Source organism: Microbulbifer sp. YPW1, assembly GCF_013367775.1.
Taxonomy (GTDB): domain Bacteria; phylum Pseudomonadota; class Gammaproteobacteria; order Pseudomonadales; family Cellvibrionaceae; genus Microbulbifer.
On the sequence record NZ_CP055157.1, the window covers coordinates 1,442,685 to 1,456,039 of the forward strand.

Genomic DNA, 13,355 nt, shown 5'->3' on the forward strand with positions numbered 1-13,355 from the left:
CGCTTGGGTTAACTGACGCCAAATCCATTTGTCTGTTGGCGCATGCTGTTATCCGAGAACTAGATCACACTTTATCAGGGAAATGGGATAATGCAAAACTTCGTGCCTTTTTTTGCTCTTTTTTCAGGAAATTCACCAGTATTACGCTACGCATCTAAAAGGCCTTAGAATCCTCACAGTTAACCGGTATTTACTGTTATGTTTTTTCTATTTTTCGCAGATTTATGTGATAGCTATTTCTAGCAGGTATCGTCGGAATACCAATCGACCTAGTCTAATCGGTTACCGCAGCACGCGTATTTCGTGTTCCGCTCGCCGAGACAGCGCAGCTCAGCCCCAATCCGGATCACTTCAGCGACTCGGGCCTTTACAAAATGATCCGTACGCGATTATCTGTAGCGCTTACCCGCCGCGATCCGGCGGCAATAACAATAAGCAGTCTTCCGGTTCCCCCACTTATCCAAGGCGGGTTCCGGACCGGGAGCCCGGGGAGGACAATGGACAGACGTAATTTCATCAAGCTCGGGGGCGTGGGTGCCAGCGGCATATTGCTCCCCATATCCGGTATCGCGGTCTCTGCGGAACAACTTGCCGGCAACGGTATGGATGTGGGGCAGAAGAAGGTCCTCGCCGATATCGTCCTCAACGCTGCGCGCAAGGCCGGCGCTTCCTATACCGATGTGCGCATCGGTCGCTACCTCAACCAGTTCGTCATCACCCGCGAGACCAACGTCGAGAATATCGTCAACACCGAGTCCTTCGGTGCCGGTATCCGCGTCATCGCCAACGGCACCTGGGGCTTTGCCGCCACCAATGACCTGACCAAAGACGGTATTGCCAGGGCTGCGCGACAGGCGGTGGAGGTGGCCAAGGCCAACGCCAGGTACCAGAGCGAGCCGGTACAGCTGGCCCCGGTAAAGGGCGTGGGCGAGGTCTCCTGGCAGACACCGATTCAGAAAAACGCCATCGATGTACCCATCAGCGAAAAGGTGGAGTTCCTGATGGACGTCAACAACGGTGCCCTGGAAGCCGGGGCGAGTTTCATCAACTCCTCCCTGTACCTGGTGAACGAACAGAAGTATTTCGCATCCAGCGACGGTTCCTATATCGATCAGGACGTACATCGCCTGTGGGCACCGATGCAGGTTACCGTGGTCGACAAGAAGACCGGCGTGTTCAAGACCCGCAATGGCCTCAGCGATCCGGTGGGGCGCGGCTACGAGTATCTGGACGGGCGCGAGGAAGACAAAATCCACGGCCAGACCACCCTGTACAAGAACTCCTACGATATGGCCGAGGATGCGCGTCTCGCGGCAGAACAGGCGAAAGCCAAACTGACGGCGAAATCCATCGAGCCGGGCAAGTACGATCTGGTACTGGAGCCCTCACATCTGATGCTGACCATTCACGAATCCGTGGGCCACCCGCTGGAACTGGACCGCGTGCTCGGCTACGAGGCCAATTACGCAGGCACTTCTTTTGCAACCCTGGATAAATGGCGCAGCGGCAAGTTCAAGTACGGTAGCGATAAGGTCAATCTGTTCGCGGACAAGCTACAACCAGGCTCCCTGGGCGCGGCGGGCTATGACGATGAAGGCGTGAAAACCAAGCGCTGGGACCTGGTCAAGGACGGCGTGCTGGTCAATTACCAGGCTACGCGCGACCAGGTACACATGATCGACCAGAAAGAGTCCCACGGCTGCTGCTATGCGGACAGCTGGTCCAGTGTGCAGTTCCAGCGCATGCCGAACGTTTCGCTGGCGCCGGGTGAAGAAAAGTACTCGGCCAAAGAGATGATCAAGGATGTGGAGAAAGGTATCTATATTCTGGGTCGCGGCTCCTACTCCATCGACCAGCAGCGCTACAACTTCCAGTTTGGTGGACAGCTGTTCTACGAGATCAAGGACGGCGAAATTGTCGGTCAGGTAGAGGACGTGGCGTATCAGTCCAACACCCAGGAATTCTGGAATTCCTGTTCGGCGATCTGTGACAGCAGCGACTACCGGCTCGGCGGCACCTTCTTTGACGGCAAGGGACAACCCAGCCAGGTGAGCGCCGTTTCCCACGGCTGCTCGACCACGCGCTTTGACAAGATCAATGTCATCAATACCAAACGCAAGATCGGCTAAGGAACGCCTGAAAAACTACTGCGCGTGCGCCTGATAACGGCCGGCGGTGCTCGAAATGCTCATGTATAAACTATACATTCCGCTTTCTGCGCTCCGGCGGCCATCACCAGCCACCCGCTCGCGACGTTTTTAAGGTGTTCCTAACACGAACAACAATAAATTTTTGGAGCAACCAATATGGCAATTTTATCCAGAAGTGAAGCCAAGAAAATTCTCGACAAGGTGCTGAAGTACAGCAAGGCAGAAGCGGCCAGCGCACAATTGAGCGGCGCGGAGACCGGTAACATCCGCTACGCGCGCAACAGCGTATCCACCAGCGGTATCGTCAACGATATCGAACTGGCGGTAGAGGCGCGCTTCGGCAAGAAATCCGGTATCGCCACCATCAACGAGTTCAGCGACGCATCTCTGGAAAAAGTCATGCGCCGCGCGGAAGAGCTGGCCAAACTTTCTCCGGACAATCCCGAATCCATGCCGCTGCTGGGCGAACAGAAATATCAGGCAGTGAACGGGTTCTCCAAGTCCACCGCCGATATCACTCCGGACCAGCGCGCCAAGGCCGCCGCCGATTCCATCGCCGCGGCGAAAAAGAAAGACGTTGTCGCCGCCGGTTACCTGGAAGACGCGCGTTCGTTTGCCGCTGTCGCCAACACCAAGGGACTGTTCGGTTACTACGCCTCTACCTCTGCCAACTTCACCGTCACCATGCGCACCGAAAACGGTCTCGGCTCCGGCTGGGCGCAGAGCGACGTGACCGACTTCACCAACATGAATACCGCAGCCAGCTCCGGTGTCGCCATCGACAAGGCGGTACTGTCACAGGAAGCGCGCGCGCTGGAGCCCGGCAAATACACCGTGATTCTGGAACCGAGTGCGGTGTCCGGTCTCGTCGCCTACATGATGGGTAACTTCGACGCGCGCAACGCCGACGAAGGTCGCAGCTTTATGAGCAAGAAAGGCGGCGGTAATCGCACCGGCGAGAAGATGTTCGACAAGCGCATCAACATCTACTCCGACCCGTCCGATGCCAATGTGCCGGCACAGCCCTGGTCCGACGAAGACTATATGGCAATGCAGCGGGTCGACTGGATCAAGGACGGCGTGGTCGAGAACCTGCCCTGCAGCCGCTACTGGGCGGAACAGTCCAAGGGAAAGGCGATCCCCTCACCGAATAATCTGATCATGGTGGGTGGCGACAAGTCCACCGAGGAACTGATCAAGAAAACCCGTCGCGGCGTACTGGTAACCCGCACCTGGTATATCCGCATGGTTGACCCGCAGTCACTGCTGCTGACCGGCCTGACCCGGGACGGAACCTTCTATATCGAAAACGGCAAGATCAAGTATCCGATCAAGAATTTCCGCTTCAACGAAAGCCCGGTCATCATGCTGAACAACATCGAGGACATGGGACGCCCGCAACGGGTCAGCATGTGGGGTGGTCCGGCGATGATTCCCGCACTGAAAGTGCGCGACTTCACCTTCAGCAGCCTGTCCGACGCCGTTTAATCAACCGCAGAAAAAGAGGAACACATTATGGACCGTAGAAAATTTCTGCAGTTGAGCGGCGCCGGTATGGGCGCATCCATGCTGCCGCTGTCCGCGAGCGTGATTGCCGAGAGCCAGTTGACCCAGAGCGGGCTGGATGTGGCGGTGAAGAAAGAGTTCGCCGATGCTGCGCTTAACACCGCGACCAAAATGGGCGCGTCCTATGCGGATGTGCGTATCGGCCGCTACCTGAACCAGTATGTAGTCACCCGCGAGATGAAGGTTCAGAACGTGGTCAACACCGAGTCCATCGGTATGGGCGTGCGTGTGATTGCCAACGGTACCTGGGGTTTCGCCGCGACCAACGACATGACCATCGATGGTATCGCGCGCGCAACCGCGCAGGCAGTGGCGACGGCCAAGGCCAACTCCAAGTACCAGCAGGAACCGGTGGAACTGGCCCCGGTGAAAGGCCACGGTGAAGTCAGCTGGAAAACACCGATCGAGAAAAACGCCATGCAGATTCCGTTGGCGGAAAAGGTCGACCTGCTGATGGAAGTCAACAAGTCGGCACTGGATGCCGGGGCCAGCTTCGTCAATTCCATGCTGTATCTGGTGAACGAGCAGAAGTACTTCGCTTCTACCGACGGCTCCTACATCGATCAGGATGTACACCGCCTGTGGTCTCCATTCAGTGTCACGGCAGTGGACAAGAAAGATGGCGGCTTCCGCACCCGCGACGGCCTCGGCATGCCCGTTGGCCGCGGTTTCGAATATCTGGATGGGCGCGCGGAACACAAGGTACAGTCGCAGACCGTTCTGTACGGCGACTCCTACGATATGGTCGAGGACGCACGCCTCGCCGCCGAGCAGGCACAGGAAAAGCTTACTGCGAAGTCCGTCAAACCGGGCAAGTACGATCTGGTACTCGACCCATCACACCTGTGGCTGACCATCCACGAGTCCGTCGGCCACCCGCTGGAACTGGACCGAGTTCTCGGCTACGAGGCCAACTTTGCCGGCACTTCGTTCGCCACCATCGACAAGTGGCGCAGCGGCAAATTCAAATACGGCAGCGACAAGGTCAACCTGTTTGCGGACAAGGTGCAGCCGGGATCCCTCGGTGCCGTGGGTTACGACGATGAGGGTGTGAAGACCGGTAGCTGGGATCTGGTAAAAGAGGGTGTACTCACCAACTATCAGGCGATTCGCGATCAGGTACATATGCTGGATCAGAAAGAGTCCCACGGCTGCTGCTACGCGGATAGCTGGTCCAATGTGCAGTTCCAGCGCATGGCCAACGTCTCCCTGTTGCCCGGCAAGGAAGAGCTGAGCCTGGACGACATGATCAAGGACGTGGAGAAAGGTATCTATATTGTCGGCGACGGCTCCTTCTCCATCGACCAGCAGCGCTATAACTTCCAGTTCGGCGGTCAGCTGTTCTATGAAATTGAGGACGGCAAGATCACCGGCATGCTGGAAGATGTAGCCTATCAGTCCAATACCCAGGAATTCTGGAACTCCTGTTCACAGATCTGCGACAAGCGCGATTATCGCCTGGGTGGCTCTTTCTTTGACGGTAAGGGGCAGCCGATGCAGGTGAGCGCGGTTTCTCACGGCAGCTCCACCACGCGTTTCGATGGAGTGAATGTCATCAATACCAAGCGCAAGCTGGGTTAATTGGTGCAAGTACCTTCCAACTAAAAAAGCCCGGAGGCGGTGCTATACCCGGCACCGCCCCTTCGCAGAAGCCAAAAATTAAATAGACAGTAGTTATAAAGTCTTCGTAGTCTTAGAGATTCCAGAGCAGTAACCGTGTCCCTTACCCGAAAACAGTTCCTTCAGCGTCTTTTGTTCGCCGGTGCCGGTTGCGCACTGCCGGTAGCACTACGCGCGCAAACTGCGGGTAAGCCACACTATGATTTTTATTTCACTCGCCTGATGTATGAATCCGGTGACTGGGATGTGGATCAGCGCATGCCGTCCAATGTGCTGAATTCCCTGATCGAATACACCAACCTCAAAGTCGATCCGAAAGAACATATTGTGCCGCTGGCAGACCCGGAAATGCTGCTGGCACCTTTCTGCTACATGGCTGGCCACAAACTGGTGGAATTCACCGAAGCAGAAGCGCGCAATTTCCGCGATTACGTCAATCGCGGTGGTTTTATTTTTGTCGATGACTGCAACCACGATATCGACGGGCTGTTTGCCAAATCTTTTGAAGCGCAGATGGTCAAACTGTTCGGTGAGGACTGCCTGCAGAAGTTGCCGGACGACCACGACCTTTACCGCTGTTTTTTCCAGTTCGATGAATTGCCGGTTACCAGCTTCGAGCTGAATGGCTGGGGGGACGACTTGGTACACGATTACCTCAAGGCAATCGTGGTCAACGGTCGTATCGCCGTGCTGTACAGCAACAAGGATTTTGGCTGCGAGTGGGATTACGACTACCGCAACAAACGCTGGCTCGCGATCGACAACACCAAATTTGCTATCAATATTGTTATTTACGCACTCACTACCTGAATCGCCATGCATATCACCACGCCGGAAAGAACCGAACAGATGATCGAACAACAGCAGCAGGCGCTGGCAACATTGCGCGCAGAGATCGGCAAGGTCATTGTCGGGCAGCAGGAGGTCGTGGAGCAGATGTTGATCTGTCTGCTGGCGAAAGGTCACGCACTGCTCGAAGGTGTTCCCGGTCTCGGTAAAACGCTGCTGGTAAAAACCCTGGCAGACGCATCGAGCCTGGCGTTCAAGCGGGTGCAGTTCACTCCGGACCTGATGCCCGGGGATATTCTCGGCAGTGAAATCCTGGAAGAGGATCACTCCACCGGAAAACGCTTCTTCAAGTTTCAGGCCGGGCCAATTTTCACCAACATCCTGCTGGCAGATGAAATCAACCGCACCCCCCCCAAAACCCAGGCTGCACTGCTGGAATCCATGCAGGAGTACTCCGTGACCGTGGCCGGAGAAACCATGGCCCTACCGGATCCCTATTTTGTGCTCGCCACCCAGAACCCCATCGAACAGGCGGGTACCTATCCGCTGCCGGAAGCGCAGCTCGATCGCTTTCTGCTGAACATCCATATTGACTACCCACAAGAGCAGGATGAGGTGGAAATTCTGCGCGCGACCACCGGTGGCGCGCTGGAAAAACCAGTGCCGTGTATGGACGCCGAACAGCTGCAGGCACTGCAGAAACTGGTGCGGGAGGTTACGGTGAGTGATGCACTCTACCAGTATGTGGCGCAGCTGGTACGCGCCACACGCGCTACCGACAAAGCGGATTCCACACTGGGCCAGTGGATCAAATGGGGCGCGGGGCCCCGTGCCGGACAGGCATTGATTCTCGCCGCCAAGGCGCGCGCCTTCCTGCAGCAGCGTCTCGCGGTGACCCGTGAAGATATCCGCGCGCTGCTGCTGCCGGTCTTGCGTCACCGTATTTTGCTCAGCTTCCATGCCCAGGCCGACGGAGTGACCGTCGAGCAGGTGATCCAGGCGCTGGTGCAGTCTGTAGCAGAACCCGGTGCAGACTGACCGCAGCGGAGTCCAGGCGTGCAACTGATCGACCCCCTGACACTGGCGGCAACCCGCGATCTCGCGTGGCTCTCGCGGCATATTGCCGAAGGCATGTTGCTGGGTATGCAACACAGCCAGCGGCGCGGTGCCGGTATCGAATTCCAGCAGTACCGCAGCTACGAGCCCGGAGACTCCATTCGCAATATCGACTGGAAGCTGTTCGCGCGCTCGGACCGCTACTATGTGCGCGAGGCAGACCAGGAAAGCCAGATGCATGTGTGCATCGTGCTGGATGCCAGCGCTTCGATGCAGCAACCGAGTTTCACCTATCCCGAATTAAACAAACTGCACTACGCAAAGTGCTGGGTGGCGACCCTGTGCTGGCTGCTTTGCCGGCAGGGGGATCGATTTTCACTGCTGGTGCTGAACGATAGTGGGCATCATTACGTGCCCGCCGGCCAGGGTGATAGTCATCACCGCCGTATCGCCCTGGCGCTGGAACAGGTACAGGCGCGCGGGCACTGGCCGCAAGGGTCGCAGCTGTCCGCGGTGTGGCAATATTTCGAGCAGCCCTGCCAGACCGTGCTGGTGAGTGATTTTTTTGAGGCGTCACAGGACGCTGGCATGTCCGCATTTGCTGCGCGCCTGCACGCGGCGAACCGACCCTGCCTGCCACTGCAGATACTGGTGGAGGCAGAGCAGACTTTCCCGTTCGACGGTGAGTTGAAGATTGTCGATCCAGAGGGCGGTGAAATTCCCGAGCTGGGCGCGCACCAGCAGCGCGATGATTACCTGCGGGCATTTAACGCCGCACAACGCGAGCTTGCCGCACAGTTTGCTGCGCGCGAATGCCCGCTGAGCGTCGCCACTGTGGAAACCCCGGTAGAGCGATCGCTGCGCGCATTCATCCGCGCCCACGGGAGGATTGGCTGATATGCCGTTGGCCGCAACCCCGATGCTGCCGTTGCAGTGGTTACAGCCACAGTGGTTGTGGCTACTGCTCGCACTCGCCGTTCCCCTGCTTATTCACCTGATACGCCGCAGCAGGCCGCGACAAATCACGTTTGCCGCCGCCCAGTGGCTGCTTCCCCGCCAGCAACGCCGCTGGAACAGGTTTGTGCTGCGCGATCGCTTGTTACTGCTGTTGCGCCTGATGCTGGTGACACTGCTCGCGTTTTTACTGGCGCAGCCATTACTGAACAGTGACACACAAGCGCGGGAAGATGTGCTGCTGGTAGATCCGCGGATCCAGGCTTCGGCGCTGGATGAATTTCTCGTGCAACACCCGCAACTGAAGCAGATGTTCTGGCTACAACCAGAGCCGCTGGCAATAACTGCACCCCGGCCCGCGCCCCAGGATATCTGGCGGGTGCTGTCTCACTTGTCCACAGGTGAGACATTCCGACGAGCACATATCCTGTTGCTGGACGCGGAAAATCCCAGCGGGCATAGCACCCTGCAGGTGAGCCCCAACTGGCAATGGCATCAAATTGCGGATACCGCTGCTCCTGCAGCGTCGGAACTGCCGCGTATCGCACTGGCCGGTGACGCGCCCGCCTGGCTGCAGCCGGCGATGGAAGAGTTGCGCGAGAAGCTGGGTTCCGGCCTGTCCTTTATTACTGACAGCGATATCGAAACCCTCATGGGCGGCTCCACTACAACCCGACCGCACTGGCTGATTTACGATACTGCCGGCCCGCTACCCGCTGCACTGCAATCCTTTGTTCGCGAGGGCGGCCTGCTGATTACCGACCAGCGGGTACGTTGGGATGCGGTAGATAATTTCACATCGCTGGATTCGCAACCGGCTGCCGAGGCCGCGCCGGTCGCTCGCGGCAGCTGGCTTCGCTACAAACAGGACTGGCACAGCGCACCGTTCTATCAACAGGGCACGCTGCCGGAATTATTGTGGCAGCAGTGGTCGGCACAGGACTGGCAACTCCAGTTTCGCAGCCGCAGTCACTGGTCTGTGGACAACAGGCCCGAGATACCGGTGCCGGACGATCGGGTAACGCAGTACCGGGAAATCCCCCTGGATCGCTGGCTGTTGATCTTGATTGCGCTGCTGCTGTTACTCGAACGCGGCATCGCACTATCGCGACGCGATACCGGCGCAGTCACTGCCGCGGGAGACAAGAGCCATGAATGAAATCCCGGCGTCGCTCACCCGGGCCCGGCAACACTGGCGTGTCGCCAGTTTGATGCCCTATTTCACTTTGGCCTTTGCAGCGCTTCTCCTATTGCTGCTGCTATCCGCACTGTTGGAACTGCCGCTATGGCTGGCCGCCGTGACCGGTGGATTTTTTGTCGTGGCGGCGTTGATCGACGGACAGTGGCGACTCCCACTAGATGAGACCTGCAGCAAACTGGATGCGCGCTTTGCGGAATTGCAGGACAGTAGCGGGCTACTGTTGCAAGACCCGGAGCAACTATCGCCACTGGCGGAGCTACAGCGCAGTCGCACCGCAGATACGCTGCAAAAGTTACTCGATGCCGAAAGACTCAAGGACTTTCGCCCCGCGAGTTTACGCAGTCCGTTGCTCGCCGCCATCGGTGCCACGTTGGGCTTGGCTTCCTATGTTGCCCTCGGCCAGCTTCAGGGTGCGAGCACCACAGATATACCGGCACACATTAGCGGTAGCGGGGCTGTACACGCGCAAATGGCGCAACCTATCCTCGAAGCAGTGACCACCATTGAGCCACCCGCGTATACCAACCTGCCCAGACGCACGCAGTCGCTGGACGTTCATGCCCCGGAGGGTTCGCGGGTGACCTGGGAAATTACCCTGGAACAACCGGCCTACGCCCTGCGTATGGTCGCCGCGGAGAAAACGTTCGACTTTGCCACTCAGGAAGCCTTGCCGAGTCGCAGCTGGAAGCTTACACGCACTCTGCTCGATACCGATTTCTATCAGCTCAGCCTGCTGGAAGATAATCAGGCCAACAGCAGGGACAATTACCGTCTGCAGCCGGAAATTTACAATATCGAACTGGAACCGGACCGGCCGCCGGAATATACCTTCGACTATCCCAAGGACAATGTAACAGTCGTCAATGTTGAAAAGGACAAGCAGGCAAGCCTGCTCAATGTCAGCGTAAGAGTCAGCGACGACTTCCAGCTGGTGGAAACCGACCTGCTGCTTACCCTGGCCAGTGGTAGCGGCGAGAACGTGCGCTTTCGCAACGAACGTATAAAACTGCAGCCTGCCAGCATCGATATCGACGCAGATGGCAGTACCAATCACTACCGGTTCACTATCCCGGTGGAGCGCTACGAGATTGAATCCGGCGATGAACTCTACTGGTACCTGGAAGCGCGCGACAACCGCACACCCGAGGCGAATGTACGCAAGAGCCAGCACTTCATCATTCGCTGGCCACAGGAAGAAATATTCGGACTAAGCGACGCGGAAGGCATGGCGATAAAAATCCTGCCCGAGTATTTCCGCAGTCAGCGCCAGTTGATCATCGATACCGAAGCTCTTCTCGAACAGGAAAAACAAATTACCCCGCAGGCATTCCGCAAGCGTGCGGAAAACCTCGCGTACGAGCAGAACCTGTTGCGCATGCGCTATGGCCGCTTCCTCGGTGAAGAGGATTCGGCCATGGAGCACAGCGATGAATCGGCAGAAGCAGAAGAGACGCACGGGGATCAAGACGACCATACCGGCCACGATGACGCGGACAGCCACGCGGGTGAATCGTCACAGCGCTTTGGCGATGCGACCGGGGTAGTGGCGGCGGCTGGCCACCAGCACGACAGTTCCGAGCATGCGACGCTGTTCGATCCGCAAACCAAGGAACTGCTGCGCAGCGCACTGAATGCCATGTGGAGTGCGTGGCGGGATCTTTCGGTTATTGAGCCCAGGGCTTCCCTGCCCCACCAGCACTCGGCGCTGCGCTATATCAAGGAGGTGCAACAGGCTTCGCGAATTTATCTGCAGCGTGTGGGCTTTGAAGCGCCCGCACTGGATGAGACCCGCCGCTTGTCCGGTGAAATGGAAGAGATAACCCCGCCGCGAGTGACTGCGCAGCGCGATGACGGTGAGCGCGCACAGGTACTTGCCCTGCTGCAAACCCTGCGCCGCTATGAACCCATCGATGAGGCACAAGCCTCGACGCTGCAGCAGTTGTCGGCGGTAAAGGATTCCGCAACCACCCGTATCGAGCTCGCCAAACAGCTGCGCCGCTACCGCCAGCAGCCCGCCTGTGATGAGTGCCGCCAGGCGCTGTCGTCCCTGTTGTACCAGCTGCTGCCGGCGCCGCTGGCCGAGCCGGGATTGCCCAACGTCAGCACGGAGCGCGGCAGTTATCGCCAGTGGCTGCAACAACAGGGGGAGGCCCGCTAATGCTGTTCTGGTTCAACCTGCTGTGTATTGCCGGACTACTGGCCTCGCTACTTTTTATTCTGCGTCACAAAACCTCGCTTGCCAGACGTATCGGCCACGGCCTGCTGCAGACACTGATCTGGGGCCTGGTGTGGGCACTCGCTCACCCGCCGGCACTGCTGCCAACGGCGGCTGGCGGTGAAACTATCCGATTGAATAGCGAGGACGGTGCCGCGGCGCTGTCAGATCTCACACCTGCGGAGCTCCATCGGTTGGGCACGCTCGAGCTGGACGGCGATGGCCTGCGCCGCGACCTGCTGCGGGATATGCCTCCGGTACGTCTGCATCCCGACCAGCACAGCCAGACCGAGGCGTGGTCGCTGCAGTGGCCGCACAATCTCACTCTCGGCGGTCCGCTGGAGCTGACCATTACCCGCACCCAAGGTGGCGCCGCGCCCATCAGGTTCACACTGGAGGATCCATTCGGAAATTCCGTGGACAATGCCACGCTCTCCGCCGAAACGTCACAAATCACTCTCCGCGATCGGCCGAAACTGGTGGGACAGTGGGAATACCGGATACACATAGATCCCGAAACAACAGCATCGGGAACACCACCGTCAGCGCGCTCCGAAATACTGCCGGTATCGGTGCACACCACTCGCAGGCCCACGGTGCTGCTGTGGCTGGCGCGCCCGGGGTTTGAATCTGCGGCCCTGTCCCGCTGGCTGCGTCAGTCCGGTTCGCCGACGCAGGTGGTGACCCGTCTGGCGCCAGATATGCTGCGGCGCCAGACCTTCAACGATCAGGAACCCGTGGAAGGCAATCTCCTCGGAGCCGACAGTCCGTTCGACCTGTTGATTCTGGACAGCCGTCTCTGGCCACAATTATCCGCGCAGGATCGCCAACGGCTGGGCGCCATCGCCGAGGAGAAATCCCTGCTGTGGTTGCTGCACGCAGATACCGGCAAAGCCTTTTTCGACTATGCCGCGACCGTAAACATGCAGCTGGATGAGTCCGCGGCACTGGAGGCCGCTTATCGCCCACCGGGTTATTCCAGCGAATCCGAAATACCGTCACTACAGGTGGCGGGGGTTCAGCCCGCCGCGACCGCAGCAACGGATAGTCGCGTCACCGCCGGCGAACACGTGATCTACTGGGCGCGCACCCGTCCCCGGCAATCGCTCGGCTTTGTTTTTTTCCTAAACAGTTATCGCTGGCAGACCGCCGGCTTTGACAGCGAGTTCTCCCGTCTGTGGGCAGATATTTTTTCCGTGCAGCTCAGGTGGCAAGGGGGTGAAGCGCCGATCGCCCTGCAGCAATCGCTACCGCGGGAAAATGAGCGACTTACCCTGTGCAGCACTGGCTTCAGCACCGAGTCGGCACCCGCGGTGCGCGCCAGCATAAACGATGCGTCGACATCCTCCGCTTTGCCGGCGGCAGCGGCGGGGATCAGTGCGGCAGGCAACTGTTACAACTACTGGCCCACAGGATCGGGATGGTATCAGGTGGGAGATGGGGACTTCTCGTTCTATGTGTTCCCGCGGCAAAGCTGGGCGGAATGGCAGACCCACTTGAGACGCAAAGACACTGCGCAGATGGCCGCCGCGCGCCTCGGCCCGGTGGATAGCTCACAAGACACTGCCCGCGGAGACGCGCTGCCGCGCTACTGGATCGCACTGTTGCTGTTGTTGCTAATGGCCGGAACCTGGTTGCGCGAGCGCGGCACCCTGCGCTGACCCGCCAGCTTCCCGCAGGCATAAAAAAACCACCCGGAGGTGGTATCAGTACAGGGCTTGTTGACGGTCACCCATGTTTCACTGGAAATGTGATTGTCACCACCGGGGCAACAAAACACTGGGGTCGACACTTTAAAAACCCG

Annotated in this window: 9 protein-coding genes; all 9 read left to right on the forward strand. The window is 58.4% G+C overall.

Annotation, left to right across the window (positions count from 1 at the left end):
- The first annotated feature begins 497 nt into the window (after positions 1–497).
- Complete coding sequence (locus HUW35_RS06080; RefSeq protein ID WP_181254718.1) at positions 498–2,129, forward strand: TldD/PmbA family protein; 1,632 nt, start codon at positions 498–500, stop codon at positions 2,127–2,129.
- 177 nt (positions 2,130–2,306) lie between these two features.
- Positions 2,307–3,638: a TldD/PmbA family protein gene (locus HUW35_RS06085; protein WP_181254719.1), complete on the forward strand. Its 1,332-nt coding sequence runs from the start codon at positions 2,307–2,309 to the stop codon at positions 3,636–3,638.
- Between the two features lie 27 nt (positions 3,639–3,665).
- A complete protein-coding gene (locus HUW35_RS06090) occupies positions 3,666–5,297 on the forward strand; it encodes a TldD/PmbA family protein (RefSeq protein WP_181254720.1) in 1,632 nt (543 codons plus the stop codon).
- A gap of 135 nt (positions 5,298–5,432) precedes the next feature.
- Entirely contained in the window at positions 5,433–6,146 is a 714-nt protein-coding gene (locus HUW35_RS06095) for a DUF4159 domain-containing protein (protein ID WP_181254721.1), read from the forward strand.
- A gap of 6 nt (positions 6,147–6,152) precedes the next feature.
- Positions 6,153–7,163: a MoxR family ATPase gene (locus tag HUW35_RS06100; protein WP_255463512.1), complete on the forward strand. Its 1,011-nt coding sequence runs from the start codon at positions 6,153–6,155 to the stop codon at positions 7,161–7,163.
- An 18-nt stretch (positions 7,164–7,181) separates the two neighbouring features.
- Positions 7,182–8,078, forward strand: coding sequence for a DUF58 domain-containing protein (locus HUW35_RS06105; RefSeq protein ID WP_181254722.1), 897 nt, complete (start codon positions 7,182–7,184; stop codon positions 8,076–8,078).
- A 1-nt stretch (position 8,079) separates the two neighbouring features.
- Complete coding sequence (locus HUW35_RS06110) at positions 8,080–9,294, forward strand: BatA domain-containing protein (RefSeq protein WP_181254723.1); 1,215 nt, start codon at positions 8,080–8,082, stop codon at positions 9,292–9,294.
- Positions 9,287–11,494: a hypothetical protein gene (locus HUW35_RS06115; RefSeq protein ID WP_181254724.1), complete on the forward strand. Its 2,208-nt coding sequence runs from the start codon at positions 9,287–9,289 to the stop codon at positions 11,492–11,494. Before HUW35_RS06110 ends, HUW35_RS06115 begins: the two co-directional genes overlap by 8 nt.
- Entirely contained in the window at positions 11,494–13,212 is a 1,719-nt protein-coding gene (locus HUW35_RS06120; RefSeq protein ID WP_181254725.1) for a hypothetical protein, read from the forward strand. Before HUW35_RS06115 ends, HUW35_RS06120 begins: the two co-directional genes overlap by 1 nt.
- Positions 13,213–13,355: the final 143 nt, after the last annotated feature.

Excerpts from the sequence above, each read along its gene's own strand:
- HUW35_RS06080 (WP_181254718.1), top strand. The coding sequence starts at position 498 with ATGGACAGACGTAATTTCATCAAGCTCGGGGGCGTGGGTGCCAGCGGC.
- HUW35_RS06085 (WP_181254719.1), top strand. The coding sequence starts at position 2,307 with ATGGCAATTTTATCCAGAAGTGAAGCCAAGAAAATTCTCGACAAGGTG.
- HUW35_RS06090 (WP_181254720.1), top strand. The coding sequence starts at position 3,666 with ATGGACCGTAGAAAATTTCTGCAGTTGAGCGGCGCCGGTATGGGCGCA.
- HUW35_RS06100 (WP_255463512.1), top strand. The coding sequence starts at position 6,153 with ATGCATATCACCACGCCGGAAAGAACCGAACAGATGATCGAACAACAG.
- HUW35_RS06110 (WP_181254723.1), top strand. The coding sequence starts at position 8,080 with ATGCCGTTGGCCGCAACCCCGATGCTGCCGTTGCAGTGGTTACAGCCA.
- HUW35_RS06115 (WP_181254724.1), top strand. The coding sequence starts at position 9,287 with ATGAATGAAATCCCGGCGTCGCTCACCCGGGCCCGGCAACACTGGCGT.
- HUW35_RS06120 (WP_181254725.1), top strand. The coding sequence starts at position 11,494 with ATGCTGTTCTGGTTCAACCTGCTGTGTATTGCCGGACTACTGGCCTCG.